Here is a 26,523-nt window from a genome sequence, read left to right on the forward strand (position 1 = left end):
GCTCAGGCTCCCTTGAGCAGAAGCGACTTGCGGCTGGTGAACTCCGCGTTGGCACGGTCGTAGTCGTCGGGGCGGCCGATGTCCAGCCAGTAGCCGTCGAACTCGTAGGCGTGCGGCGGCCGTCCGGCGGCGAGCAGGTCCAGCACCAGCTCGTCGAAGCCCAGCGGCAGGCCGGGCGTGTAGCCGTCGAGCGTGGCCCTCGAGACGCCGTAGACCCCCATGGACACCCGGTAGTCGATGCTGGGCTTCTCCGTGAACGCGACGACCCGGCTCGCGTCCGTGGTCAGCACCCCGAAGTCGATGTGCACCTTGCGGGCGTAGGTGGCGATGGTCAGGGGCGCGCCCGACGTCTCGTGCCGGCGCAGCACGTCGGCGTAGCAGAGGTCGGTGAGCACGTCGCCGTTCATGACCAGGAAGTCATCCGGCAGACGGTCGCGGAGGGTGAGCAGTGGGCCCATGGTGCCCAGCGGGCTCTCCTCGGTGGCGTAGTCGATGGTCATGCCCCACTGTGAACCGTCGCCGACGTAGGCGCGGATGATCTCGCCGAGGTGGCCGATGGCGATGGTGCAGTGGGTGAAGCCGGCCGTGGACAGCTGGCGCAGCACGATCTCCAGGATGGTGTGCTGGTCGCCGATGGGGACGAGTGGCTTGGGCAGCGCGGTGGTGTACGGCCGCAGCCGGACGCCCTTTCCTCCGGCCAGGATCACTGCGTGCATGGGAGTACCTCCTGCGAGTGGGTGCCGGTCGGGTCAGATGTTGTAGATGCCGGTCTTGTAGCGGGCCAGGTTGGCCGGATCGCCGAACCACTCCACGGTCCGCGTGATGCCCTCCTCCAGCGTGTGGCGGGGCTGCCAGCCGGTCGCCGCCGTCAGCCGGGTCGCGTCGGCGACGAGCCGCATCACCTCGGAGCCCGCGGGCCGCAGGCGCTCGGGGTCCTCACGCACGTCGAGCGGGGCGTCCATGACCTTGCCGATCAGCGCGACCAGGTCGCCGACGGAGATCTCCCCGCCGGTCCCGGCGTTGAGGGTGCGGCCGACGACCTGGTCCGCCGGTGCGGTACCCACCGCGAGGAACGCCCGCGCGGTGTCCTCGACGAAGGTGAAGTCCCGGGTGGGGCGCAGGTCGCCGAGGGTGATGGTCCGTTGCCCGGCGGCCACCTGGCCGATGACGGTGGGGATCACGGCGCGCATCGACTGGCGCGGGCCGAAGGTGTTGAAGGGCCGCAGCGTGACCACGGGCGTGTCGAAACTGGCGTGGTAGCTGTCGGCCAGCCGGTCCCCACCGGCCTTCGAAGCGGCGTACGGCGACTGGGTGTTGACGGGATGGTCCTCGGTGATCGGCACGGTCTGCGCGGTGCCGTACGTCTCGCTGGTCGAGGTGTGCACGAGACGCGGCGTCCCCAGCGCGCGCACCGCCTCCAGCACGTTGAGCGTGCCGGTGACGTTGGTGTCCACGTAACTGTGCGGGGCCTGGTAGGAGTACGGGATCGCGATGAGCGCGGCGAGGTGGTACGCGCAGTCGGCGCCTTCGAGCAGGCCGCGCACCGAGCCGGGGTCGCGTACGTCGCCGAGGACGATCTCCACGTGGTCGAGGACGTCGGCGGGCAGGGTCTCCAGCCAGCCGTAGGAGGAGAACGAGTTGTACTGGGCCATGGCTCTGACGCGGTGGCCGGAGGCGACGAGCGCCTCCGTGAGGTGCGAGCCGATGAATCCTTCGGCTCCGGTGACGGCGGCGAGCGGTGCGGAGGTCAACTCATGGGTCCTTTCGTCCGGTCGAGTGGCAGAGCTGGTGTGTTCCGGCCGAGCGGGACGGCCGGAGATCTTCGGGTGAGCGGCATGCACCGGTGCGGTGCCCGGCGGTCAGGCGTGCGGCGAAGGTCTGCCGAGAAGGCGGATCGCGCAGGCCCCGAGAGAGACCGCGGCCACGCCGCACCCCAGGGGCAGCACGGCCGGGCCCGGTGGCAGGTCCAGCCGGATGACCGCCCCGGCGCAGCCCGCGGCGAGCAGGCAGAGCGCGGCCGGTGGCCAGGCCACGCCGAACGCCTGGAGAAGCAGGGCGGTCCACAGGGTCGCCGCGAGCAGCAGCAGCGCGGCCGGGTCGGAGCCGGTGAGCAGCGCCGGGGGCAGCAACAGAAGGAGGTAGCCGGTCAGGCACATGGCCAGTACGCCGGCCGAGCGCAGCCGGAACGCTCCCTGGGTCGCGCTGACGCGCAGTGCGGCGAGGGACCAGCCCCGATAGCGGTACAGCAGCCACTCCGCAGGGCCCATGCTCAGCGTCAGCGCGATCACCGCGTACGGGTGCCGCCGGCCCTCCAGCATGACGAGCACCGCCGCCGCCAGCCCGAACAGGCCGTACGGCAGGGAGGAGTTCAAGCCCGGCCGTGGACCGTCGGAGGCGGCCGGGGTGGCCAGGCCCGCCCACAGGACCCGTGCGCAGGCGGCGAGCGTGGCCAGCACCGCCAGCAGAGGCAGGGCTGTGCGCAGCAGGGGGCCGGGCTCCCACCACGGCAGCACCGCGGCGCCGGCGATCAACGGGCTGAGTGCGGCCAGCAGCAGCCGCTCCCGGCCCAGGACGAGCAGCACGCCCGCCGCGGCCAGATACAGCGACTGGGCGGCGGCCACCGCGGTCACCCGACCGCCACCGGCGGGCAGCGCGGCGAGGCCCGTCGCCACCGCCGCGCCCAGCACGGACCCGGCCAGCAGGGTGCGTGCCGCTTCCCGGCGTCCCGTCACCAGCCGCAGGTGCGCCCGATGGCCCAGCGCCTGCCCCCACGCCCAGGAGGCGACGGCCGCCACGATCAGGACGGGGGCGTGCCGGTCGACGCGCCACAGCGGAGCGGTGAGCAGATACGCCAGGGCCGGCAGCGCGAACAGCACCCCCCGCAGCAGGCATCGCACCGTGTCCGGCCGCCAGGGGTCGGCAGCGGCGGGCGGTTCGGGAAAGGTCCGGGGCACCCTTTCGTACAGCGCCGAGGCGAGCGAGAAGACGTTCTCGTGTCCGTACCGGTGCCGGATCACCTCTGCGGACAGCCCTTCGGCCTCCAACAGCGCGGCCACCTCGTACGGGTGGACGGCCGGGCCGATGCGGTCGGCCAGGTCGGCGGCGAGCCGGTTGACCGCGTCCTCGTCCGGGCCCTGTTCGGGCAGCCGGAGGATGAGTGTGCTGTCCTCGTCCCGGCCGAAAAGCGCCGGGCCGGGCCCGGCGAGCCGCAGCGCCAGCGTGTCCTGCTCCGCGCCACCCGGCTCGAGGGCCATCGGTCCGCTCACAGCGCCACGCTCCTCGTCGTCGCGCCGGCCGGGGACCGCGGGTCGGGCGGGAGAGGGGCGGCGGTCCGGGAACCCGCGGGCGCGAGGACGACGGGCTGCCGCACGGCCGCCGGTGCCGACAGTTCCCGGTAGATGGAGCGGAAGGTGTCGATGGTCCGGCGGAGGGTGAACTGCTCGATCACCCGCAGCCGCGCCGCCTCACCCATCGCCCGGCGCCGCGCGGGGTCGCCCAGCAGCTCCAGCGCGGCGGCGGCCATCGCGGCCGGGTCGCGCGGCGGCACCACGAGACCGGTGTCGCCGACCGCCTCCCGTACTCCGCCCACGTCGGTCGAGACGGTCGCCCGTCCGCACGACATGGCCTCGATCAGCGTGAAGGGGAATCCCTCGCTGATGCTGGACAGCATCACCACGTTCCCGGCCGCGTAGGCGTCCTTGATGTCGTCGACGCGCCCCTCGAAGGTCACGGCGTCCGCGTGTCCCAGCTCGGCGGCCAGCTCCTGACAGCGCTCCCGGTAGCCTTCCCCGCCCCGCGGCGTCCCGCCGAACAACCGCAGCCGCACTCCGGGCAGTTCTGCCCTCACGAGGGCCGACGCGCGGATCAGGGTCTCCAGGTCCTTGATCGGGTCGACGCGTCCGGCCCAGCTGAGGGTGAGCGTCTCCGGCTCGGGTCCGGCGGGCGGGAAGGCGGCGGGGTCGACGCCGTTGTAGACGGTGCGGATCGACGCCGGGTCGGCACCGCCCCGCTCCTCCCAGAGCCGGTTGTAACGGTTGCCCGGCGTGATCAGCGCCGCTCTGCGGTAGGTCTCCTCCGCCAGCAGCCGGAAGAAGCCCAGGACCACCGCCTTGACCGGCCAGCGGTAGGGGGCGGTGCGGTAGCCGAGATAACGCTCGCGCAGGTAGACGCCGTGCTCGGTCAGCAGCAGCGGAACACCGTGCCGTTCCAGGGCGGCCAGCCCCGGCAGCACGGCGACACCGCCGCTGACGGCATGCGCGACCCCGTCCTCGGGCGGCGGCGCGGCCAGCGGGCGCAGGGCGTGCTCGAGCAGGGCGGTGGCGGTGAGCGCGTCGTGCAGGGTCGGCCCCGCCTCGCGCACGGCCGTCCCGGGGCGCGTCCATACGGCGGTCAGGATCGCGATCGCCGTGTCGCCGCGCAGGAAGGGGCTGAGCAGTCCGTCGGCAGCCGCCCGCGCCAGGGTGTGAAGGGCGGGCGCGAAGCCGTCCTCGGCGCTGGGGTCGACCAGCGCGGTGAGGAACCGTTCGTACGCGTCGGCGAGCCGGCGGCGGGAACGGCCGCGGGGCGGCCGGCCCTGCGGCACCTCGCCCCACATGGGGACGGAGAGCACGCTCGAGACATGGCCCGGCAGGTCCCACACGAGCGGCTCCCGTCCGGTGCCGGTGACGGCGATGACGTCGAAGTCGACGTCGGGCATGCCGGTGACGAGCTGGTCGCACCAGACGCTCACACCGCCGTGACTGTGCGGATAGGTGCCTTCGGTGAGCAGGGTGACGCGCGTGGCGCCGGAGCGTCGCGCGCCGTGGTGATCGTGCATCGGTGTGCTCCACGGCCGAGGTGTGGGGTGGTCGTGCCGGCCCCGGCCGCCGGTGGGCGGCCAGGGCCTCACTGCCGGATGCGCCGGTCAGTTCCCCGCGGCGGGGGAGACCGGCTCGGCCACGCCCTCGGGCACGCGGGTGCCCGGGGCCGGGCCGGTGGCCGGTGCGGAGCCGACCGCGTCGGTGGCGGTGGACGGGGCGGCGGACGGCGGCAGCGTGAGGGTGAGCGGTGCGGTCACGGAGGACGTCCAGCCGGACCGTTCGCCCGCGTAGGCCTCGCCGAAGGGAGAGCCGGCCCGTGTGGTGCCCTCGGGCATCGTCGCGGGAACCGCCACCCCGTCCGGGCCCTCTACGGTGACGGTGCCGCCGATGCGGTAGGCCGTGACCTGTCCGCTCTGTACGGCCGAGTGCCATGCGGCGCGCCGCCGGAGTTCGCTTCCGATGTCCTTCATCCGCGGATTGACCACCGGGGTGTTCTCGGCGAAGAGTGCGTCGTAGGTCTGGAGGACGCCGTCCAGGACCGGGTAGGCGATGCGGTCCTCCGCCAGGTTCGACTGGTGGATGAAGTGCGGCTTGGGGTCGTTGGCGAGGACGTGGCCGAGGGCGATCTGCCGCTCCAGGGGCACGATGTGTTCCGTGTAGCCGGTGGCGGTGTCGAGCGGGGCGGCCAGGCAGGTGGTCGTGGCCGGGTTGTCCTCGCAGATGCCGCTGCCGCCCTGCGCGCGGCTGGTGTAGATCCAGTTGTACTCGTCGACCTGTTCGGCCGCCCGCCCGGCGTTGTAGAAGATGTTCATCGGGTGGCGCGGGACGGTCGTGGCCGCTCCGACCTGACGTTGGCCGGGCTCGCGGGAGTTGTCCGAGGCCAGCCAGGTGATGCCGTTGTCGGCGAGGGCGAGCGTCAGGTTGGGGTTGTCGGCAGGCTGTTGGGGCAGGACCCGCAGCCCGGAGTGCTCACCGGTGACCAACTCGCCGTCGTCCAGCGGCAGTCCCGCGATGCGGCCCCAGACGCGGTTGTGGGCGATCTCGTCGGAGAGGTCGTCCCTGCCGACCCACTTGGTGCCTCCGTCCGCGTCGGTGGCGCACCGCCAGGGCACCACCGTTGTGTCCTGTTCGCAGCCGAGGAAGGCGTGCGTGTAGGTGTGGTTGATCCAGCGGAACGCGCCGCGCTCGGCGACGAACCTGTCTGCGAGCGGGTCGGCGCCGTTGTTGTCCTCGCGGTGGTCGACGCTGCCGGCGCCGTTGTAGGCGAGGTCCAGGGTGAAGTCGTGCTCGCGCTGCCAGGCGGTGGCGTGGTCGACGTCCGCGGGTGTCATACGGATCGGGTCGGGAGTGGCGTTCGGATCCGTGCAGTCGACGTCGCCGGGCGTGCAGTTGAGGGCCGGGTTCCAGCGGTCGTCGGCGGCGAACACGTCATCGACGTGCACGGCGAAGTAGTTGCGGGAGGCGCCGAGGTGCACACCGCCGGTCATCCACTGGACGATGCCGCGTGCCAGCAGCCGGAACTGCTGCTGGTACCGGTTGTAGACGAAGGTGACGACGAGTTCGCGCCGCCCGTCGTGCCGGTACTCGCCCACCAGCGAGCCCCGCCGGGCCGTGCCCGGGATCGGCGCCTCGACGTACGGGGTGAAGTCGGCGCCGGCCACCGGGGTCGACAGGTACGCGTAACTCTCGCCCACCGTCGGCGAGTTGTCCTCGAACGGTACCGCTCCTTCGAGGTAGCCGAACGGTCCCGAACGGCCGGCCTCGGTCACCTCGGCGCGCGCGCCGTCGACGCTGCCGGAGTAGCCGCCGTACACCGGGTACTGGAGGCCGGCCTCGGGGCGGGCGTACGTGTACGCGTCGACCTGCGGAATGTCGTAGGCCTGTTCGTAGGCCACCAGCGCGGCCATCTCCGGCGAGTCCGCCGGGAACGGGTTGTCGTTCGGCAGGACGACGGCCTGGAACCGTGCGCGCTCCCGACCGTCCACGGTGTCCGCGAGGTAGTCGGCGTCGATCACGGACCGGTCGGCCCGAGCGAGGTCGATCTCCGTGTACGGCGTGCCCGCGGCGTCCAGCTCGGCCGCGATGGCGTCGGTGGACGGGCCACCGTCGCTCACGATCAGCACCCGCAGATCGATGCGGGGAGCCGGGGCGTCGGCGTGCGCTGCGGTGGTCGGTACGCCGAGGGCGGCTATGAGCGCGCCCGTCGTGAGCAGGGTGGTGCGTATGGTCCGCTTCATGCGGTGCTGTCCCCTCCCAGGGCAGGGGTGAGCACTACTCCGCGGAGCGGACGCACCCCCTTGCGCGACGCCGGCTTCCCCCTCAGAGGCCGTTCGTCGACGCATCCGTCGCGTCACATCGTGAGGTGTCTGTGTAGCTTTTGTGGTGCTGCTGCGAAACCTGACGGAAAAGTGCAGGTGTGCAACAGGCGGTCGTCCGGGGCGATATGGCCCTCCGACGGTCCGCCGCACAGGCCCGCCGGCGTCCGGCTTCAGCAGGTGCCGCCCAGGTTGGAGGGGATTGCGGTGCGCCGGCGGGCCGCTGGGGCCCGCCGGCGTGACTGCCGTTGGTACAGACCGGTCCGCCGGGCGGTCGGGGGCCGGTTTCAGGTCACCGCCCCGCACGCCGCGACGTCACGAGCAGAGGATGCGGGTCTCGGGTGTGTGGACCGGGCCGCCGCTGATGCTCGTGCTGTCGCTGAACTCGGCGTAGAAGTACGAGTAGAAGCCGATGTTGCCGTTGCAGCCGGAGTCGGCGGCGATCTGGAGCGTCAGCGTCACGGTCCGGCTCTGACCGGGTGGGACGGGGGCGCCGTAGTTGGTGCCGAGATTCGCGGGGCCGGTGCCGGAACATGCGGAGCTGCCGGTGGCCGTGGCGAGACTGCAACCCGTGACGGAGTACTTGAGGTCGGGGCGCTGGGTGGTCAGCCAGGTGGGGTCGATGGTCTGGTAGACGAACCAGATGTCGTAGGTCTTGTTGTTCGTCAGCGTCATCGACAGGTTCACCGTGCCGCCCGGCGTGGTGGTGGCCGTGTCGGTAGTGAACGTCAGCTCGGCGGGACCGGGGGCGGCCGCGCTCGCCGAGGGAGCCAGGCCGAACACGGCGAGGAAGAGGGCGAGGACGGTGGCGAGACCGAGACGTCTCATCAAAGGTGATCGCATGGCCCGGGAGGCTAGGCAGGGGGCGGCCGCGCCGTCTGCCCCGCGCCGGCGCCCGGGGACCGGGAACGACCGAAAGTGTGCCTGGTGTGAAGGGCATGCGGCGAAAGTGTGGCGCACGGTCGTTGATCGCATACGTGCACGGTGGAGCCGGTACGGCGGGACGGTCGGCGCGGAGGCCGTGCCCCACGCCTCGACAGAACGGCGGTGGAGGTATTGGCGCGTACCTGTTGTGCACCTCCGGCACCCGGCACCACCTTGTGTGCGCCCGCTGCGTCAGCGGATACGTCATGCGCTGCCCGGCCCTCACGGCCCGTCGCAGGTCACGGCAGGTTGCGGATCACTCCGGTTCGTGCTCCCGGGCGCGGGCCGTCCGTGAGCGGGCCTCCTTCCGCGCCGCCAGGACGACGAGCGCGCCGGCGACGACGCCCGCGAAGTACGGGGACGGCACGAGCAGGACACCGCCGACGAAGCACCACGCCGCGAGGCCCCAGCCGGCCCAGGCGGGCACTACCACCCCGCGGGCCGCGAGGTGCCACGTCAGGCAGCCGAGGAGGATCAGAGGCACGGCGAAGCTGCCCGGGCCGGCCCAGAAAGTGACCTCGTTCTGCAGGGACTCCACCGTGCGACCGGGCGCCCCCTCGTTCAGTGCGAGCGGGACGGCGGCCCATACCCCCCGATCCATCCATCCGCTGATGTCTCCCCAGGCGAACAGGGTCAGCAGCAACAGGTGCCCCGTCCCCAGCGCGATCATGATGCCGCTCGCCCGACGCAGCAGTCGCTTACCGGCGTTCATCGTCAGTCAGCCCCGTTCTCCGTGCTGCGCCGCAAGGTCGTCGCGGTCGCGCCAGGCCCGTTCCCACTGCCGGGCCAGCGCCGGGTAGACGACGAGATGCCGGAAGGGCGCGATGGCGGCCATGTAGAGCCGCCCGAACCGTCCGTTGGGCTTGACGAGTACGGCCATCCGCAGCTCGTGGTCACCGTCCGCCCCCTGCGCCCAGCTCAGGTGCATCACGGTGTGCACGGTCTTGTTCGCCAGTTCTCGGGCGGACTCCGTCGGAAGCTCGTAGAGCCCCTTCAGGGGCATGCTGTCGTTGTCCTCGCCCCGGGGTGCGTCGCGGAGGTCGCCGGGGAGGCGGTCGCGGAGCGAGGCGACCCGCGCACCGACACCCGCTGCCGGGTCGTCCCAGCCGAGGAGCGCGCCGAGCTTCCATCGGACGGCGAACAGGAACCGCACCGGCCAGGCCTGTTCGGTGAGCCTGCCGGCCGTCCGCATGGCCATCAGCATCGTGGGGAAGTCGTCAGGCCCGGCTCCGGGGGTCCGGAACGCCCACACGTCCTCGACCTCGAAGTCGGAAGTGAGTTCGTGGATGCGCCACCGATGTCCGGCAAAGGTGGACTTCGCGAGTCGTGCCACGCGTCGGCCTCTCGTTCTGTACGCAGCCGTACATTTCATCTGTACGGTACCGTACAGAACCCACCGCACGACACCCCCGAGAGCAGGTGAGCAGGTGCCCCCCGTCGCGCGCACCCCACGAAGTCGCTGGATCGAAGCCGGACTTGACGCCCTCGCCCGGGGCGGACCGGACGCGGTCCGAGTAGAGGCTCTGGCTGCCGAGATCGGCGTGACGAAGGGCGGTTTCTACGGATACTTCGACGGTCGCACCGCGTTGCTCGCCGAGATGCTCGACGAGTGGGAACGCCGTTGCACCGACAGCGTTCTCGAGCAGGTCGAGTCCGAGGGCGGGGACCCTGCCGAAAGAGTCCGGCGGGCCGGCCAACTGACTTTCTCCGACGACCTGCACCGGATCGATCTCGCGGTCCGCGAGTGGGCCCGTCATGACCCGGCGGTCGCCGCCCGACTGAGGCGGATCGACAACGTCCGCATGGAGTTCCTTCGTTCGATGTTCCGCAGCTTCGTCGCGGACCCCGACGAGGTCGAGGCGCGATGCACGCTGGCCTTCGCGCTCGCTATCGGCCGCCACTTCATCGCCGCGGACCATCCCGGACGTACCAAACGCGAAGCGATCCACCTGGCCGGGGAGTTTCTCCTGCGCCCCCGGCCGTGACGCCCGAGGCGACTGTCCGCTCCTGACCCGCGCAGGCGTGCACCGGCCTGTGTGCTCGCGGCCGGCGGCGCACGCGGGCCCGGCGGCGCGTGATCACGGGGCGGCCGTGCTCGCCCCGGTGCGTGATCACGGGCGGCCGTGCTCGCTCCGGCCCGTGGCCACCGGCGGCCCGTGCTCGTTCCGCCTGCGGCGTCAACTCCCCGGCGCCCGGCGCCCGGAACAGCCGCGGCCGTCCCGGTCTGCCCGGGACGGCCGCGGTCGTCGCTGCCTGTCAGCAGCTCTCGACCCACTGGTGGGAGGAGATGTTGTCCTGGAGGCTCTCGCCGTATCCGCCGCTGTTGAGCCAGCTCTTGTGGCTGAACTTCTCCCAGCCGAGCGAGAGATCCATCCACATGTCGCCCCGGGCCAGGCAGGCCCACGCGCCCTCCTGGTCGATGTCCCAGTAGAGGTTCACGGCGTCGACACCCTCGTAGCCGCGGTTCTCGAGGGAGGTGGCTCTGTTGCGCATCCCGCCGCACCCTGGCTGGGCCGTCTCCTTCAGGCCGTCCCAGTGGCGGCTTGAGCCCGTCCAGCTGCAATGGCCGCCGCCGCGGTACTCGTGCTCCCAGGCGTGCAGTTGCCCGTCCGCCGCCGCGGCAGCCGTGCGGGGCGCGGCGTCCGGCCCGTCGGCGGCCTGGGCCGAGGTGATGGGGAGGGACACGGCCAGAGCGGTCGCCGCCGCGGCGGCGAACAGGCGGATCTTCTTCATTTTCTGCCTCTCATGATGTGGTTCAGCCTCTTTCGACGATGTCGCGGGCGCGGCCCAGTGCCTGGTGCTCCAGCGCCCTGCGGTCCGCCACTTCGGTGGCGTACCGGGCGTTCGTCCGCTGCCGGTGGACGCGTTCGAGCGTGAGGATCTGCGCCGACAGACCCGAAGAGGCGGCGCACCGGGCCTCTGCCACGACGGTCCGGGTCTCCTCCTCCGCGGCGCCCGCTGTCCCCGCGTCCTCGGAGCGCAGGAACTTCCTGCGCGTCTCCGGGGGCGAGGCGTATGTGTGTCCCGCAGCCCGCATGCACGCGGACCAGCGGGTGACGGCTTCCGTGAACCGCGGGTCGGTGACGACCGCGGACCGCACATGGTCCTCCAGGGTCTCCGTCACCTTCCGTGCCCTGTACCACTTCGGCAGGTCGGTGTAGAGCGCGCGCTGTGCCGCAGCCTCGCACCCCTGGTCGCTGTGCCGGACCGTCCCCATGCCGGGGACCTGGGCCTCCAGGCCCACCGGTTCGGGGCCGTTCAGCGCGTTCACGGCCGCGGACCTGCGCTCCGCGGAAAGCCCTTGGAAATAGAGCTGGTTGGGGTCACGGGCGGCGAGGGCCTCCCTGCGTTGCCGTATGCCCCTGCCGTAGCCGTTCTCCGCGGCCCAGTCCTCGTCGTCGACGACGTAGGGGAACAGTTCGTCCACCGGCCTGGGCAGGTCCTCCGTGACCCAGAAGGAGAAGCCTTGCTTCCGCATGCAGTCCCGCGTCAGCAGCTTCTCCGCCCGTGCCAGTGTTCCGCGCTCCGCGGCGGTGGGCTCGCGAAGGGTGGACGCCGCCGGAGCCGCTCCGGCCGGCGCAGTGCCGGCCGGAGCGGCGCAGGCCGCCACCACCGGTGCCGTCAGGCACAGGAGGACGGCCGCCGTCACCGTGCGGCTGCTGCGTCCTGTCATGGCCCCCCCAGGTCCTTGTGTTCGACGACCGGAACGTTAGGTCGGCGGGGGGCGGCTCGGGTCCTGACGGATGTCAGGGTCCGGCCGGGGCAGGAGTGTGTCAGCGTGTGTACGCGCTCAGATTGGCGAGGACCTCGTCCACATGGGGCTGCACCTGCTTCGGCACACCACCGGTCTCGATGACGGCCTTGTCGCTGGTGCGGTAGCCGGCGGCGATCAGGGCGGGCAGGTTCTCGCGCAGCCCGCTCTGCTTGAAACGCTGGTCCAGCCAGCACGCGAACACGGCCATGGTGGCGATGGCGTCGGGCGGTGACATGTGGTCCTTGCGCCCGTCGCCGTCGCCGTCCACCGCCCACGCCCGGAACACCGCCGGCGTCCACATGGCGATGCCGTGTTCGTCGGTGGCGGGCCGGGACGCCTTCGCGTCGAAGCCGCTCTCGGCCTTGAGCATGGCGGCGAGCAGCGCCGGGGTGACCTCCTCCTCCGTACAGCGCTTGGCCGCGTCGGTGATGGTCTGCCGAAGGGTGACGGGCACGTCCGAGTCTGCGGGGACGGCCCCGGCCGCCGCACGGTTCGTCGCGGGGGCCTTCGGTTCCTGGGCCGTGCCGTTCCGCTCCGGCGGCAGCGCAAGCGCCAGGGCGGTGACCGCTCCGGCCAGGGTGACGCATGCGGCCGACAGGACGGCCGGGTGCCGCAACAGCGACCGGGGACGCGTGCCGGCGTGCAGCGCGCGGACCCGCCGGGCCAGCTCTGCCGCGTCCAGTGCGGCACGGGAGGCGTGGTCCGGGGCCAGGCACTCGGCGATCAGCTTCCGCCACTGGGCATCCAGGGAATCGTCCAGACGCAGCGGCGTCGATCCGTTCGCGTACGCCTGGGCGGCAAGGGCCCGGGCCCGCGCGGTGCCGCCGGGGAAGGGGTGCAGGCCGCCGGTCAGCACTTGGTGCGCCACCACGCCGAACGCCCAGATGTCGGCCGTTCGGCGGACCGTCGTGCCACGGACGCCCGTCCGCTCCGACCACCACTCCGGCGGTACGTGGTCCAGCGAGCCGATCGGAGGGATGTAGGCGTGCGTTCCCTCGAGTTCCACGGTGAGGCCGAAGTCGGCGAGCCAGACGGCGTCGCGAGCCCCCAGGAGGATGTTGGCGGGCTTGAGATCGGCGTGCACCCAGCCGTGGGCGTGCATGTGGGCCAGTCCCGCGGCGACGCCGGCGAGGACAAGTACGGCGTTCGGCAGGGGCGTCCCGGGCCGGCCGGCCGCGACGAGGTCCTGGAGACTGCGCTCGGCCCGGTCCATCACCAGCGCGGTCACACCGTCCAGGTCGGGCCTGGCCGCATCGCGCAGGGTGACCACGGCATGGGTGCGCACCAGGTTCGGGTGGTCCGCCTCCTTGCTGAAGCGCACCTCCTGGCGCGTCAGTTCCTCCAAGGTGGCCCGCTGGCCGGGGGTGAGCAGGTCGGTGCGCAGGAGTTTCACGGCGGCCGACGCCCCGTCTACCGTCCTCTCGGCGGCGTGGACGCTGCCCCAACTCCCGGACCCGATGAGGCCCTTCACCGTCCAGTCGGCGATCCGGTATCCGGCGGGGATGTCGAGCGGGGGAGGGGTGTGGGGTCGTTCCATCCTCGGCGGGGCCTTTCGATCAGTGTCTGACGGGCGGGGGCAGCAGGTTCAGGTGTTCCTCGCGGACCAGGGCGAAGCGGAGTGCCAGCGCGACGAGCCGCTCGCGCTTGCCGCCGTCCGGGTAGGGGCCGTCCCGCTCCTCGCGCATGCGCAGTTTCGTCGTGACGAGGTAGTCGATGTGGTAGTTCACGGCGGACCGGGTCAGGTCGCCGCAGGAGGGGATCGGCCGCAGCCGCTCGACGACTTCGCCGACACCGGGAACGGCCGCGCTCGACGCGGACCGCAGCCGCGGTTCGCACAGCGCCAGCAGGACCAGGAAGTACTTGGCCGTGGGGTCGAGCGAGAACGGGGTCGCGGTCGGTTCTCCGGAAGCGGGATCGCAGCCCGGGTCCGCGTAGGCGTGCTGCGGGGCGAACACCTTGAACTCCACCGGGTCCCCGACCGCGGGCAGGAGTACCCGCGAGAGCTCGAACGGCACGGGTGCGCCGATGCGTCCAGGAGCGACCTTGATGTGCTCGCCGGCGCCTTCGAGATTCTCCACCACGTACGTGGCGCCGGAGCTGTAGTTGGACAGCCGCCAGTAGTCCTCGACGGCGGTGATCTGCCCCGCGCAGCGCGAGACGCCGGGATCGTGCAGCGGGATCGGGAGCGGCGCCCCGGGCGCGCCGCGTCCGAACTCGGCGCTCTGCCCGGGGCTCATGTGGAGCAGACGCGGCCTGGGCGGCGGATCGTCCGGTCGCCGGCCGGCGGGGTCGGGCAGCTGAACGGTCACTGTGGTCAGGGTGCTCACGTCCGTAGGTGGGCGCACGACGGGTGCGTGGGGTGGATCGGGAGTGCTCGGGCCTGCCGGTACCGCAGTGCGTGTGCCGGGGGTCGAACGAGGTGTGCGCCGTGCGGACGGGCGGGCCGACCTCACCCTCCGAGCAGTCCGACAGGCGGAGCACGACAATAGCGACCGGCCGCGAGCGGACGCACCACCTCCGCCTGCCTGGGGGCAGGGGGGCGCGGACATACCGTCACGATGCTCGGCCGTTCCACCACGGTGCCCGGGTGTGCCGTCACGGCCCGCTCTGCGCGGGGTCCTGGGAAACCGTTGGCTCGCTCCCGTCCGTGGACTCAACTCACCGGACGACGCGGCTTGTTGCGTGGCCCTCACGTCTCCGGTGCACGCCCCGTCGAAGTGCGCAGCGGCCGGGCGTCGTCCCGCACGGTGCTCAGGACGGCTCCCCGTGGTCGGTGGAGCGTGGTGCCCCCTGCAAGGGGAAGGCCATCAGGCTCATGCCCACAGGCACCGTTCCCGGCGTGCGTGGCGGGTGTGCGGCGTCGTGGAGGTCGGCGGCGATGCCGGCGAGCCCCCGCCTGGCCGCTTCCCAGACTTCCGGTTCCACCCACAGCTCGGCATCGACGGTCACCCCTTCGCTTTCCGGGGCCCGGCGCACCGCGCGTTCCTGAAGGGTGTGGGCCAGAGTGGCGGCCAGCAGCTGGGTCCCGTCCCGCTGGTCGGACAGCGGTGATCCGTGGACGGTGCGGTAGCGGCGCTCGCGGCCCCCGCGTCGCGTGCGCTCCTCGGCCAGTTCGACCAGGCCCGCGGCGTCCAGTCGCCGCAGGTGCCCGCTGGCCAGGGCGTGCGAGATGTCCAGTTCACGCGCGAGTTCGGCGGCGGACATCGGTCCGGTCCACATGAGCGTGAGCATCCGCAGTCGCAGGGGATGGGCGAGCGCCCTCAGAACGGGGTCCGGATCAGTCACACCGGCAAGTAAAGCGCACGCCGGCACACACGCGGCCTACCCCCAATCAAATGATTGGGGGTAGGCTGCCGCGCAACCTGGACCGAGACATCGGAGCGAGATGTCGCTCCGGGGGAACCAGGCACGGCATCGAACGAGGCACGGTGTCAAGGGGGTTCGGGCATGGCCGCGGGCGTGTTCACGGTGCTGCGGAATCGCAACGCCCGCATCTACCTGGCAGGAGTGATCATCTCCGGCTTCGGCGACTCGGCCATGCTGCTGGCCTCCGCGGTCTGGGTGAAGGAGCTCACCGGCTCCAACAGCCTCGCCGCCCTGGTGACTTTCTGCGCCTGGGCGCCGGCCCTGGCCGGACCGTTCATCGGCACCCTGGCCGACCGCATGCGTCGCCGCACGCTCCTCGTCGCGACGAGCCTGGCACTGGCGGTCGTCATGACCGCGCCGGTCGCTGTGCGCTCTCCAGAGGACGTGTGGCTGCTCTTCACCGTACTGACCCTGGTCGGCACGGGAACCGTGCTCATGGACGCCGCCGAGACCGCGCTCATCGCCTCCGCCGTGCCGAGCGAGCTGCGCGGGGACTTCAACGGCCTTGCCAGGACCGCGATCGAGAGCACCGGTCTGCTCGGCCCCCTGATCGGTGCGGGCCTGTTCACCGTCCTCGGCGGACCCACCGTCGCCCTCCTGAACGCGCTCTCCTTCCTCCTGGGCGCAGCCGCGTTCAGTCTCATCCGCGCGCGTGAACCCGCGCCCGCAGCCCGGTCACGGCAGAGCTGGACCGCCGCCTCCGCGGATGGAATCCGCTACCTCTGGCGGCATCCGGCGCTGCGGCCCCTGGTCCTCGTGGGCGGCTGCGCCATGACGGCGTCGAGCCTCAGCAGCACGGCCACGTTCGCGCTCCTCGACATCGGACTGGGCCGAGCCGCCGCATTCGCCGGCGTCCTCAGCTCGATCCAAGGGCTCGGCTCGGTCGTCGGCGGTCTGGCAGCCGGCGCACTCCTGCGCCGCATGCCGGCACGCGCCCTCTCGGCGATCGGCCTCGTCGTCTTCGCCGTCGGCGTGCTGGCCCGGATCAGTGGCTCGGTGGCCGTCGTGTCGGTCGGCAGTCTGCTCATCGGCCTAGGGCTGCCATGGCCGCTCATCAGCGCATTGACCACGGTTCAGAAGGAGACACCGGACGAACTGCTCGGCCGGGTCGCAGCCACCGCGAACACCCTGGTCTTCGCGCCGACCGGCCTGGCCCTCCTCGCGGGCACAGCCATGGTCGCCACTCTCGACCATCGGGTCCAGCTTCTCGCCGCCGGCGTCCTGGGCCTGGCGGCAGCCGTGCTGCTCGCCACCGCGGGCCGTGCCGCGTCCACGCCTCCCGTACGGGCATAGCCGCGCTCGCCGCCCTGGCGGCGCTCCCGACCGCCGGTCCGGCGGCATCGGCCACTGCGTCCGGCGGCGGGGACGCGAGTCCCGACGGCGGTTCACCGGCCGGCGTCAGCGTCCTGTCCGACAAGTGGACCGGGCCGTGCAACAAGGTCGTCCCAGCGGGTCAGCGATTCCCTTGCAGTGGTATAGCCCCCGCTCGACGCCCGGTTCTCGGCGCCCGGTGGGCAGCGGTCACTCCTGACCGCTGCCCAGTTCGTCGTCGAGCTCCTCGGGGATCGTCGACGGGTCCGGGGACGGGCTCGGGGAGGGCCGGGACAGGAAGTCCTCGAACGCTTCCATCCCGAGCAGGAGCAGCATCATCACGATCGGTACACACAGGGCCAGCAAGACCATGGAGCCTCCCTGGGGAAGCGCGGACTTTCTGCCTGGGGCCGGAGCGAGAGCCGGCGAACCATTCATCAGTGTGGAGCTGAACGGGGTAACCCGCATGTCGGCACCGCGCGTCTCGATCACCGCGCGATTCATCCACTGAACCTCGACCTCGCTCCTTCGGCCGGAGACGAACCCGCGAAGTAGGCTCCGGTCCGCCCGGCGCATCGGGTGGTCCGGCCTCCGGCGGCAAGCGCATCCGCGTGGTGGTGACGCAACCGCCCGCGCTCCGGGCTCTCCCCGCTCAGCGACGACGCTTTCAACCTCTCCCGCTGGAGCACCGCGGCGACTCTGGTCACTCGCGACGCGAACGGCGACCCGCGCGGCCAGTGCCAGCGCGTCGGCATCGCGCGGGCGCCGGCGAGCGAGCCACGACTGCTCGCCCTGGACGAGCCGGTGTCGGCCCTCGACCCCTCCGTACGGGCGGGCGTCCTGAACCTGCTCACCGACGTTCACTAGCGGCCGGGTCCGGCGTATCCGTTCATCTGACACGACCTGCCGCGCGTACGTCACTTCGCCCAGCGCGCGGCGGTCATGGACAAGGCCCGCATCGTCGAGACTCTGCCCGCGAGCGCCCTGTACACAGGCCGGCCCTCCGCCGGGAGCCGCTCGGCAGGTCCGGACATGGCCCGCGCCCGCCCCTGTGCGGAGCGGGATCGCCACGGAAGCGGACCTGCCGGCAATAGGCACGGCCGGGCCACGCGGAGGGGCGCGGACGGGTGTCAAGGGCGTCCGCGCGCCTCCTCGGCGGCCTGTTCGGCGGCCTTCCGCTCGGTCCGGGCGTCGGCGGTGCTCAGGTGCCCGCCGCTGCTCTCGAGGTGGGCGCGTACGAACCACTGGAACAGCTCGAGCCCGCGCAACTGCTCGATGAGCATGTCCTGTGTGACGGGGTCGGGTTCGTCGGTCGCCTTCATCCCGGCGCGGTGCTCCTCGATGATCGACGTGTACACGAGGTCGAGGGCGCCTAGGTGTTCGATGGACTCCGCCCGGCCGATCGAGTAGTCGTTCCAGGAACGCTCCGAGACGAGTGCGCCAGGGGTGCCCTTCGGCTCGCCGCCGAGCGTGGAGATGCGCTCCGCGAGGTCGTCGATCATCTCCCGGACCTGGTCGACCTGCGGGTCGATCATCTCGTGCACGGCGATGAAGTGGGGTCCCACCACGTTCCAGTGGATGTGCTTGAGGGTGAGGGCCAGGTCGTTGAGTGCGTGCAGACGCATCTGCAGCATCTTGATGATCGCTGCGCCGTCCTTCTTCGACATGCCCGGCACGGTGTAGTCGGGGGTTTCGGATGTCACGATCGCTCCTTGCTCTGCGGTTCCTCTCGTCAGGCAACCACCGGTGGCACCGTCGCGCCCGGCCAGAACGAGTCGGCACTGCTCCGAACAGGGGACACGGGCCCGGCCCGCCGCCCCGGCCGTCCCGGCCGGCGGTAGGACAACGCCACGGCCGGGCAGGACGTGCCGCGGACCTCAAACCTCAGGGCCGGTGCCGCCGGCGGCGTCCGAAGGCGGAGCCGCCGGGCCCAACGCCCTAGACTCACCGAATGGCGAAGTATTTCGACGTGCACCCCGAGAATCCTCAGCGGCGCACCATCAGCACTGTGGCCGACAGCATCCGATCGGGGGCGCTGGTCGCGTACCCGACGGACTCCTGCTTCGCACTGGGGTGCCGGCTGGGCAGTCGTGACGGCATCGGCCGGATCCGGTCGATCCGGAACCTGGACGACCGCCACCACTTCACCCTGGTGTGCCAGAACTTCGCGCAGCTCGGGCAGTTCGTGCACGTCGACAACGACGTGTTCCGCGCGATCAAGGCGGCGACCCCCGGCAGTTACACCTTCATCCTCCCGGCGACGAAGGAGGTGCCACGCCAGCTGCTGCATCCGAAGAAGAAGACGGTCGGGGTACGGATCCCCGACCATGTCGTCGCCCAGGCCCTGGTCGCGGAGCTCGGGGAGCCGCTGCTCTCCAGCACCCTGCTGCTGCCCGACGAGGACGAGCCGATGACCCAGGGCTGGGAGATCAAGGAACGGCTCGACCATGCGGTGGACGCGGTGGTCGACTCCGGCGACTGCGGCACCGAGCCCACCACGGTCATCGACTTCTCCGGCGGCGAGCCCGAGATCGTACGCCGGGGAGCGGGCGACCCTTCGCGGTTCGAGTAGCGGGCCCCTGGCTGGCTGAGTCCTGTCCGGTGTCCAGGTCGTGAATGCGGTGCGATGCTGCGGAGCCGGAGCATCGCACCGCACAGATGGAATCCGGCGTCGTAGCTGCTCGTCGGTGAGACCGCCTCGCGCCCGACTGACGACTCATCCGAACCGAGGCTCCGCGCGCAGGCGATCCACCGGTCCTGGTTGCCCGAGGAGCCGCTCCCACAGCAGCCCGTCGCGCCGGCGCCCGTCGAGGAAGACCGAGGAGTCGGAGCCGAGCACCACGCCGACGCCGGTCACCACTTCAGCCGGCTTGCCCCCACGGGTGTCCCGCCGCCACACGGGCGCCCTTCCCGCAGGGCCATTGCCTGCCGGCGCTGCGGCTCACCGGCGGCCCGGAGGGACCTGCACCGGCCCGTCGTCGTGTGTACAGAGCGTGAGATCTGCCCGCTCGCAGTGATTCCCGGCCTCCGAGAGATGCCCTCCGTTGTGATGCCGCGCATAGGGGCCAGGTCACTTCCTAAAGGCGGTAGTGGACACCGCCTGTCCGATGCGCCAGGGCCAGGGCTGAGAAGCGATCTTTCGGTCATTTCTCTTAAGTGGGGTAGTAGGTCACATTCTTGCGTCGCGCTACGACCGCCCCTAACCATGGCTGACGTCCCGGGAAGCACATGAACCGGACAGGGCGTCCCGCCCGTCCGACTGTGCCGGGCCACATGGCGGAGAGGTTTCCGCCCCGCCGAACCGCACGTAGGTCGGCAGCCCTGATGTCCATCGTTTGGAGAGTCCCATCCGTATCACCGCCTTCACCCAGACCAGCCGTACCGCCCGTCTCCGCAAGCTCTCGATCACCGGCATGGCCACCGCCGGCGCCGCTGCCGTGGCGCTCACTCTGGCCCCTTCGCCCGCCAGTGCGGCCCCCGCCGCCGCGGACGCGTCGAAGGTCGCGGTCTCGGTGTCGGCCGACGCTCCGGCGGTGAAGACGGCGGAGAACGCGAAGGACGCGGACAAGGCCAAGAAGGCCAAGAAGGCCAAGAAGAAGGCCTACGCCGACAACCTCGACGGCTGGATCAAGGAGGCCCTGGACATCATGAAGTCCGAGGGCATCCCGGGCACCTACGAGGGCCTGCACCGCAACATCATGCGTGAGTCCAGCGGCAACCCGAACGCCCAGAACAACTGGGACGTCAACGCGCAGAACGGCACGCCGTCCAAGGGCCTGCTGCAGGTCATCCAGCCGACCTTCGACGCCTACCACGTCGACGGCACCCCGCACGACCTGACCGACCCGGTCGCCAACCTCACCGCGGCCGCGAACTACGCCGCCGACAAGTACGGCTCCATCGACAACGTCGACTCCGCCTACTGATCCGCGCCACGACGCGCGGACGCCCGCACCACACCCGGTGCCGGCGCACCGTCACCGGGTCCGACGCCGCGGTCAGCGCTTCTGCGCGACCGCGGCGTCTCCGGTTCCCGGCCGTCTCACGCGGCACGACGCGGCAGCCCGCGTCCGCCCGACGTGACCGGCGCAGCAAGGCGCACCACATCCCGGCGGCTGCCGGAGCGTGGTGCGCCTTGCGCTTGTCAGCGTCCCGCGCGGAAGCGCCGGTGCAGATCGTGCACCTGCCCGGCGAGCTCCGGCACGGGACCGTGCACCTCGAGGCCGGGCACGATCTCCTGGACCGGGAGGGTCCGCACCGGAGGGGCGGGCACCCCCATCTCGGCGAGCCACTCGCCGAGCTGCCGCGACGAGACGATGTAGAAGATACGGCCGAGACCCACCCAGCCATGGGCGGCCGCGCACATCGGGCAGTGCTCACCCGAGGTGAAGACCGTCGCCGCCCGCCGCTCCTGCGCCGTCATGTGCTCGGCCGCCCACCGGGCGAGCGCGAACTCGGGATGCTGCGTCTGGTCGGCCAGCGAAGTCTCCCGGTTGCGGTCCTCCGCGAGGACCCTGCCGTGGCCGTCGACCAGCACGGAACCGAACGGCTCGTCGCCGGCTTCCACCGCCTCGGCCGCCAGTTCCACGCACCGCCTCAGGTGCCGCAGCTCGGACGCGTCGGTCATCGCAACCCCCATGGTGTGCTCCGTTGCGCCCGCACCCGCGGGCCCGTGCGGCGACGTTACCCCGGCGTCATGTCCGGGCCGGGCCCCTGTCCGGTCCTGCGCTGTTCCCCGGGGTGCCGGCCGCCGTCGCGCGGCGTCCATGAATGGGCGCCCTCGCCCGGCGCGAGCTGCTCCACGACCTCCGCGAGGTCGGAGCATGCCTTCTCGATCTTGCGGCGCACGGCATTCTGCTCCGTGACGATCGACGCCAGCAGCAGGCCTGTCAGCGCCGCGCACCCGTTCAGTGCCTGGAGCACGACCATGACCTCCAGCACGCTGCGACCCTCGAACGGGCCCATGCCGTCGGTCGCCGCCGAGATCGCGAGCACCGAGATCAGCAGTGCGCACGGTGCCGAGCCGGGCAGCTGGAACCGCAGCGCTGCCCAGATCAGCATCGGGAAGACAAGGAACAGCAGTGACAGGCTGACCCGGGTGGCGAGCAGCGTCACGGTGAGCGACGCCAGACCGAGGACCGTTGCCTCCGTCCACCACCACGCCCGCGTGTCGCGCGGCAGGTGCGCCCGGCGCAGCACCAGCAGGAGCGGCGTGATCACCAGGACACCCATCGCGTCACCGGCCCACCACGCGGACCACACCGGCCAGAACTCGCCGAGCGGCAGCGCACCGCTCAGCACCAGGGTGCAGGCGCCCAACGTCGCACTGACGAGCATGCCGCCGAGCGCACCCAGGAACACCAGCGCCAGCCCGTCCCACAGCCGGTCCAGATCGGTGCGGAAGCCGACCCGCCGCAGCATCAGGTACGCGGCCAGCGGAGCCAACGTGTTGCCGGCGAGGATGCCCAGCGTGGCCACGCCGACGGAGTCGATCGTCGCGATGGTCAGGAGCGCGCCGAGGAGGATGCCGGGCCACACCCGCACCCCTATCCACAGCAGACAGGCCAGCGCGATCCCGGTGGGCGGCCACAGGGGTGTGACCACAGCTCCCTCCACGACCACCTGCTGGAGCAGGCCGATCCGCCCGCCCGCCCAGTAGGCGGCGGCGACGGCGAGCACACGCAGCACTGCTGCGGCCGGACCCCGGACTTGTTCGCTGCGGACCACGCACGTCATCACACAGGAGCGTCGCCGGCCCGTCCTCGTGACACGCGCTGCCGGGACGCCCGAACTTGCCGGGAGCCACCGCGCGCCGGGCCGCCGCAGCGGTCTACGCGGGCTCGTTGAGGAGGACCAGCACGGCCGCGTCGTCCGTGTGGTCGGTCAGCGCCGCCACACCCATCACCTGCGTGGCCAGTTCTTCCACGTCCGTTCTCTCCCGGACCGCGGCGCGGACCAGCTCGGCGACCGCGTCCAGACCCGCCTCGATCGAATACGCGGGGCCTTCCACGACGCCGTCGGTGACCAGCACGAACGCGCTGCCCTCGGACAGTCGCCGGTTCGCCACCGGATAGACCTCGCCGGGCAGGATCCCCAGCGGTACCCCCGCCTCGTCGGCCACGATCCCGCCCTCGCCGCCGGCCGTCGCCCACAGGGCGGGCACGTGTCCCGCGCGGGCGCTCTGCAGTGTGCCGGTGGCCGGGTCGTAGCGCAGGAAGCTGCACGTCGCGAAAAGCCCGTGGTCGACGGAGAGCAGCAGCTCGTTGGCGCGGCGCAGCACCTCGCCCGGGTCGGTCGTGACGGTGGCGACGGCGCGCAGCCCTGTCCGGACCTGCCCCATGAATGCGGCGGCCTCCACGTCGTGGCCCTGCACGTCGCCGATGGAGAAGCCGAGTGAGCCGTCCGGCAGGAAGAAGCCGTCGAACCAGTCGCCGCCGATGTCCAGGCCGTTCCTGGCGGGCGTGTACCGTGCCGCGACCCGCAGCCCGGGCACCGTGGGCAGGTCGGCCGGCAGCATCGACCGCTGCAGGGCCTCGGCGAGCTCGACCCGTGCCTTCTGCCGTTCCGCGCCTTCGCGGGCACGGTCCGTGAGGCGGCCGAGCGTGGTCAGCATCTCGTCCGCGGTCGCCGATCGCACGGGACGACGCCGGGTCATGGACCTCTCCGAACTGCCTTGGCAGGTCGACCGGCCCGGATCTGTGCGGCGCACAGGGGCATCGGCCGGGTGGGCCGTTCAGCCCGCGTTCATTGTATTTCCGGCGACCCGGACCTGCCCGGGGTGCGCACCCGGGCACCGGTCAGGCCGGCTCAGGGGGTGGGGGAGGCGATGCCATGGCCCACCGGACAGCGCCCGTGAGCAGGGTTCCTGTCGGGCCCACACAGCACTTCTCGAACGTCGGCGCGTAGGGCAGCCCGAGCGGCTTCCGCGCCCACGACGGCAACAGGGCGACGGCGTTCGCGGCCAGGACCGCGTACGGCGCCCGGGCGGACAGGGGCAGCGGCGGATGGAGAAGCATGAAACGGGCCGCCTCCAGGGCCTCCCGCGAAGGGCGCAGTTCGGGGCGGTACGCGGCGATCCGCTCGGCCAGCGCGGTCCGGTCGCGTGGGGGGTCGATCACTCCCAGGGCGGCGGCGACGCGTGCCGTGTCGGCGAGGTACCCGTCGCAGCCGGCGCCGTCCAGCGGACGGGCACCGAAGCGCTGATGGGCGCGCAGGAAGCTGTCGACCTCGGCGACGTGCACCCAGCCGAGCAGATGCGGGTCCGCGGCACGGTACCGCTCACCGTCGGCGGTCCGGCCCGTCACGCTCTCGTGGACGGCCCGTACCGTCTCCACCGCCTCCTGGGCGTCGTCGGCCGTGCCGTACGTCGTCACGGCCAGGAACGTGCTGGTGCGCTGCAAACGCCCCCAGGGATCGCCCCGGTACCCGGAATGGGCGGCGACGGCCGCCATGGCCAGCGGATGGAGCGACTGCAACAGCAGGGCGCTGAGCCCGCCGATGAACATCGAGGCGTCGCCGTGGACGGTACGGATGGGCCGGTCGGGCCCGAACCAGCGGGGCCCGGGCGTGTCATGGATACGGGCGCGCGTCTGCCCCGCCGCGGGGCCTGCGACCCGGGTGAAGATGCTGCTGCCGAGCTGCCGCCGCAGACCGCGGATCCCGGGCGGTGCCTTGCTCACGCCACCAGTATCCCGCCCCGCCGGACGTGCGCGGTCCCGGCCTGCCGTCCTTCTGTCAGCGGTGGGCGGCCAGCAGGCCGGCGAAGGCGCACAGGACCGCGGAGACGAGGACCGCCGCGACGCCCGCGCAGAGCAGCCGGCGCCGCAGCTCCTCGTACCGCTCGGTGTACTCGAGCCGCAGCTCGTCGGCCCGGGACACCAGGGCCTCCAGCACACGACGGGACAGGGCGATGCGGTCCTGGGTGTAGACGCGGACGACCTCCTCGCGCTGCGCACCGGTCAGCCACGGCATCCGGCCGGCGAAGGCCTCCGCCTCCTGCCGGGCCTCCTGGAGCCGGCTCTGGGCGAGCAGGTAGCCCTCGAGCCTGGCGATGCCCGCGGCGACCTCCGACTCCGTCTGTCGCACCGGGCCGCTCACCGGTTGTCCTTCCCCTCGCCGAGGGGCGGAGCGATTCCCTTCCCCGGCTCGACGACATCCCGCCGACCGGTGTCCGAGGCCTCGTCCAGGGTGGCGATGGCCGGGTGGTGAAGGTCGAACGCCGGCGACTCCGAGCGGATCCGGGGGAGCGTGGTGAAGTTGTGCCGCGGCGGCGGGCAGGAGGTCGCCCACTCGAGCGAGCGGCCGTAGCCCCACGGGTCGTCGACCGTGATCTGCCGGCCGTACTTCGCCGTCTTCCAGACGTTGTACAGGAACGGCAGCATCGACAGGCCCAGCAGGAACGACGCGATCGTCGACACGGTGTTGAGGGCGGTGAAGCCGTCGGCGGCGAGGTAGTCCGCGTAACGGCGGGGCATGCCCTCGGCGCCCAGCCAGTGCTGCACCAGGAACGTGCCGTGGAAGCCGATGAACAGAGTCCAGAACGTGATCTTGCCGAGCCGCTCGTCCAGCATCTTGCCCGTGAACTTCGGCCACCAGAAGTGGAATCCGGCGAACATCGCGAACACCACGGTGCCGAAGACGACGTAGTGGAAGTGCGCGACGACGAAGTACGAGTCGGAGACGTGGAAGTCCAGCGGCGGCGACGCGAGGATGACGCCCGTCAGACCACCGAACAGGAACGTCACGAGGAAGCCGATCGCCCAGAGCATCGGTGTTTCGAACGACAGGGAACCTCGCCACATCGTGCCGATCCAGTTGAAGAACTTCACACCGGTCGGTACCGCGATGAGGAACGTCATGAACGAGAAGAAGGGCAGCAACACGCCGCCTGTGACGTACATGTGGTGGGCCCACACCGTCACGGACAGACCGGCGATCGCGATCGTCGCACCGACCAGGCCGATGTAACCGAAGAGGGGCTTGCGCGAGAAGACCGGCAGGATCTCGGTGACGATGCCGAAGAACGGCAGGGCGATGATGTACACCTCGGGGTGCCCGAAGAACCAGAAGAGGTGCTGCCACAGCAACGCGCCGCCGTTGGTCGCGTCGAAGATGTGGGCGCCGAACTTGCGGTCCGCCTCGAGGGCGAACAGCGCTGCCGCGAGGACCGGGAAGGCGAGCAGGACCAGTACACCGGTCAGCAGTACGTTCCAGGTGAAGATCGGCATCCGGAACATCGTCATGCCGGGAGCGCGCATGCAGATGATCGTGGTGATGAAGTTGACCGAGCCGAGGATCGTGCCGAAGCCGGAGAACGCCAGGCCCATCACCCACATGTCGCCGCCCACCCCGGGGGAGTGAATGGCGTCCGACAGCGGGGCGTAGGCGAACCAGCCGAAGTCGGCCGCACCCTGCGGGGTGAGGAAGCCGCCCACCGCGATCAGCGAGCCGAAGAGGTACAGCCAGTACGCGAACATGTTCAGACGCGGGAAGGCCACGTCCGGCGCGCCGATCTGCAGCGGCATGATCCAGTTCGCGAAACCGGCGAACAGCGGCGTCGCGAACATCAGCAGCATGACCGTGCCGTGCATCGTGAACGCCTGGTTGAACTGCTCGTTCGACATGATCTGCGTGCCCGGCCGGGCCAGCTCGGCGCGCATGAAGAGCGCCATCACGCCGCCGATGAGGAAGAACATGAACGACGTGACGAGGTAGAGCGTGCCGATCGTCTTGTGGTCGGTGGTCGTCAGCCACTTCACGACGACATTGCCGGGCTGCCTGCGGTGTACGGGCAGCTCGTCCTCATAGGCGTCTTCCGACTGCTCATCGAGGCGAGAACCTGACTGAGATGCCACACGAACTCCCGTACGTTCGGGTGCCGTCTGCCCTGGCTCCGGGCGCTGTTGCACCCACAGGCGGCGACCCCAAGGACATATACCGGTGCAATGTATATGTGTGGGGCCCTAGGGGCTATTTGCGACATCCGCTGTTCGGGTGACCGTCCGTCGGGCCCGCGTGCTCGGGCCGTGGCCGACGCCCGCTCGCAAGCACCGTG

The 26,523-nt window shown here is 71.5% G+C and carries 27 protein-coding genes; 5 read left to right on the forward strand and 22 right to left on the reverse strand.

Features of this window, described 5'->3' with window-relative positions:
* Positions 1-2 precede the first annotated feature (2 nt).
* The 8 genes from GLX30_RS33250 to GLX30_RS33285 all read right to left on the reverse strand — a co-directional run bounded on the left by GLX30_RS33250 (position 3) and on the right by GLX30_RS33285 (position 9,371).
* The gene (locus GLX30_RS33250; RefSeq protein ID WP_159694613.1) at positions 3-716 is read right to left on the reverse strand and encodes a sugar phosphate nucleotidyltransferase; all 714 of its coding nucleotides are present in this window, start codon (positions 714-716) and stop codon (positions 3-5) included.
* Positions 717-749: 33 nt separating this feature from the next.
* Positions 750-1,751: a GDP-mannose 4,6-dehydratase gene (locus GLX30_RS33255; protein ID WP_159694614.1), complete on the reverse strand. Its 1,002-nt coding sequence runs from the start codon at positions 1,749-1,751 to the stop codon at positions 750-752.
* A gap of 108 nt (positions 1,752-1,859) precedes the next feature.
* On the reverse strand, positions 1,860-3,266 hold the full coding sequence (locus GLX30_RS33260; RefSeq protein WP_159694615.1) for a hypothetical protein: 1,407 nt from the start codon (positions 3,264-3,266) through the stop codon (positions 1,860-1,862).
* Positions 3,263-4,816 carry a GT4 family glycosyltransferase PelF gene (gene pelF / locus GLX30_RS33265; RefSeq protein WP_159694616.1) on the reverse strand — a complete coding sequence of 518 codons (1,554 nt, stop codon included), beginning with the start codon at positions 4,814-4,816 and terminating at the stop codon, positions 3,263-3,265. Before pelF ends, GLX30_RS33260 begins: the two co-directional genes overlap by 4 nt.
* 87 nt (positions 4,817-4,903) lie before the next feature.
* Positions 4,904-7,036 (reverse strand): hypothetical protein, encoded by a 2,133-nt coding sequence (locus tag GLX30_RS33270; protein WP_159694617.1) that lies wholly within the window; start codon positions 7,034-7,036, stop codon positions 4,904-4,906.
* 393 nt (positions 7,037-7,429) lie between these two features.
* Positions 7,430-7,957, reverse strand: coding sequence for a hypothetical protein (locus tag GLX30_RS33275; protein WP_159694618.1), 528 nt, complete (start codon positions 7,955-7,957; stop codon positions 7,430-7,432).
* Positions 7,958-8,294: 337 nt separating this feature from the next.
* A complete protein-coding gene (locus GLX30_RS33280; protein WP_159694619.1) occupies positions 8,295-8,750 on the reverse strand; it encodes a hypothetical protein in 456 nt (151 codons plus the stop codon).
* Between the two features lie 6 nt (positions 8,751-8,756).
* Positions 8,757-9,371 (reverse strand): DUF2867 domain-containing protein, encoded by a 615-nt coding sequence (locus GLX30_RS33285; RefSeq protein ID WP_159694620.1) that lies wholly within the window; start codon positions 9,369-9,371, stop codon positions 8,757-8,759.
* 94 nt (positions 9,372-9,465) lie between these two features.
* Between GLX30_RS33285 and GLX30_RS33290 the strand changes: the two genes are divergently transcribed.
* Entirely contained in the window at positions 9,466-10,023 is a 558-nt protein-coding gene (locus GLX30_RS33290; RefSeq protein ID WP_244258375.1) for a TetR/AcrR family transcriptional regulator, read from the forward strand.
* A gap of 271 nt (positions 10,024-10,294) precedes the next feature.
* On the opposite strand, the gene GLX30_RS33295 is transcribed toward GLX30_RS33290, so the two are convergent.
* The 5 genes from GLX30_RS33295 to GLX30_RS33315 form a co-directional block, all read right to left on the reverse strand.
* Positions 10,295-10,771, reverse strand: coding sequence for a hypothetical protein (locus GLX30_RS33295; protein WP_159694622.1), 477 nt, complete (start codon positions 10,769-10,771; stop codon positions 10,295-10,297).
* 22 nt (positions 10,772-10,793) lie between these two features.
* Complete coding sequence (locus GLX30_RS33300; protein WP_159694623.1) at positions 10,794-11,711, reverse strand: hypothetical protein; 918 nt, start codon at positions 11,709-11,711, stop codon at positions 10,794-10,796.
* A 100-nt stretch (positions 11,712-11,811) separates the two neighbouring features.
* On the reverse strand, positions 11,812-13,329 hold the full coding sequence (locus GLX30_RS33305) for a serine/threonine-protein kinase (protein ID WP_159694624.1): 1,518 nt from the start codon (positions 13,327-13,329) through the stop codon (positions 11,812-11,814).
* Between the two features lie 19 nt (positions 13,330-13,348).
* Positions 13,349-14,101, reverse strand: coding sequence for a serine/threonine protein kinase (locus tag GLX30_RS33310; protein ID WP_159694625.1), 753 nt, complete (start codon positions 14,099-14,101; stop codon positions 13,349-13,351).
* A gap of 442 nt (positions 14,102-14,543) precedes the next feature.
* Positions 14,544-15,077, reverse strand: a complete 534-nt coding sequence (locus GLX30_RS33315) for a winged helix-turn-helix domain-containing protein (RefSeq protein WP_159694626.1) — start codon at positions 15,075-15,077, stop codon at positions 14,544-14,546.
* 162 nt (positions 15,078-15,239) lie between these two features.
* On the opposite strand from GLX30_RS33315, the gene GLX30_RS33320 reads away from it, so the two are divergent.
* Positions 15,240-16,451 carry an MFS transporter gene (locus GLX30_RS33320; RefSeq protein ID WP_159694627.1) on the forward strand — a complete coding sequence of 404 codons (1,212 nt, stop codon included), beginning with the start codon at positions 15,240-15,242 and terminating at the stop codon, positions 16,449-16,451.
* Between the two features lie 228 nt (positions 16,452-16,679).
* Here GLX30_RS33320 and GLX30_RS33325 read toward each other — a convergent pair whose 3' ends face one another.
* Positions 16,680-16,841 carry a hypothetical protein gene (locus GLX30_RS33325; RefSeq protein WP_159694628.1) on the reverse strand — a complete coding sequence of 54 codons (162 nt, stop codon included), beginning with the start codon at positions 16,839-16,841 and terminating at the stop codon, positions 16,680-16,682.
* A gap of 381 nt (positions 16,842-17,222) precedes the next feature.
* Between GLX30_RS33325 and GLX30_RS35685 the strand changes: the two genes are divergently transcribed.
* Complete coding sequence (locus tag GLX30_RS35685) at positions 17,223-17,336, forward strand: hypothetical protein (protein WP_347879809.1); 114 nt, start codon at positions 17,223-17,225, stop codon at positions 17,334-17,336.
* Positions 17,337-17,599: 263 nt separating this feature from the next.
* Here GLX30_RS35685 and GLX30_RS33330 read toward each other — a convergent pair whose 3' ends face one another.
* A complete protein-coding gene (locus GLX30_RS33330) occupies positions 17,600-18,136 on the reverse strand; it encodes a DNA starvation/stationary phase protection protein (RefSeq protein WP_159695385.1) in 537 nt (178 codons plus the stop codon).
* A gap of 284 nt (positions 18,137-18,420) precedes the next feature.
* On the opposite strand from GLX30_RS33330, the gene GLX30_RS33335 reads away from it, so the two are divergent.
* On the forward strand, positions 18,421-19,041 hold the full coding sequence (locus tag GLX30_RS33335; RefSeq protein WP_159694629.1) for an L-threonylcarbamoyladenylate synthase: 621 nt from the start codon (positions 18,421-18,423) through the stop codon (positions 19,039-19,041).
* A gap of 144 nt (positions 19,042-19,185) precedes the next feature.
* Here GLX30_RS33335 and GLX30_RS33340 read toward each other — a convergent pair whose 3' ends face one another.
* Complete coding sequence (locus GLX30_RS33340; protein ID WP_159694630.1) at positions 19,186-19,326, reverse strand: hypothetical protein; 141 nt, start codon at positions 19,324-19,326, stop codon at positions 19,186-19,188.
* A 556-nt stretch (positions 19,327-19,882) separates the two neighbouring features.
* Between GLX30_RS33340 and GLX30_RS33345 the strand changes: the two genes are divergently transcribed.
* Positions 19,883-20,395, forward strand: a complete 513-nt coding sequence (locus GLX30_RS33345; protein WP_244258534.1) for a transglycosylase SLT domain-containing protein — start codon at positions 19,883-19,885, stop codon at positions 20,393-20,395.
* Positions 20,396-20,613: 218 nt separating this feature from the next.
* On the opposite strand, the gene GLX30_RS33350 is transcribed toward GLX30_RS33345, so the two are convergent.
* From GLX30_RS33350 to ctaD, 6 genes are all read right to left on the reverse strand, one after another.
* Positions 20,614-21,096, reverse strand: a complete 483-nt coding sequence (locus GLX30_RS33350; RefSeq protein WP_159695387.1) for a nucleoside deaminase — start codon at positions 21,094-21,096, stop codon at positions 20,614-20,616.
* Positions 21,097-21,152: 56 nt separating this feature from the next.
* Positions 21,153-22,196 (reverse strand): MASE1 domain-containing protein, encoded by a 1,044-nt coding sequence (locus GLX30_RS33355; RefSeq protein ID WP_159695388.1) that lies wholly within the window; start codon positions 22,194-22,196, stop codon positions 21,153-21,155.
* A 103-nt stretch (positions 22,197-22,299) separates the two neighbouring features.
* Entirely contained in the window at positions 22,300-23,124 is an 825-nt protein-coding gene (locus GLX30_RS33360) for a PP2C family protein-serine/threonine phosphatase (protein ID WP_159694631.1), read from the reverse strand.
* A gap of 142 nt (positions 23,125-23,266) precedes the next feature.
* The gene (locus GLX30_RS33365; protein WP_159694632.1) at positions 23,267-24,148 is read right to left on the reverse strand and encodes an oxygenase MpaB family protein; all 882 of its coding nucleotides are present in this window, start codon (positions 24,146-24,148) and stop codon (positions 23,267-23,269) included.
* 55 nt (positions 24,149-24,203) lie between these two features.
* On the reverse strand, positions 24,204-24,566 hold the full coding sequence (locus GLX30_RS33370) for a hypothetical protein (protein ID WP_159694633.1): 363 nt from the start codon (positions 24,564-24,566) through the stop codon (positions 24,204-24,206).
* A complete protein-coding gene (ctaD, locus tag GLX30_RS33375) occupies positions 24,563-26,323 on the reverse strand; it encodes a cytochrome c oxidase subunit I (RefSeq protein ID WP_159694634.1) in 1,761 nt (586 codons plus the stop codon). The genes GLX30_RS33370 and ctaD overlap by 4 nt, the downstream gene beginning before the upstream one ends.
* Between the last annotated feature and the right edge of the window lie 200 nt (positions 26,324-26,523).

Origin of the sequence: Streptomyces sp. Tu 2975, assembly GCF_009832925.1 — a bacterium.
Classification (GTDB): domain Bacteria; phylum Actinomycetota; class Actinomycetes; order Streptomycetales; family Streptomycetaceae; genus Streptomyces.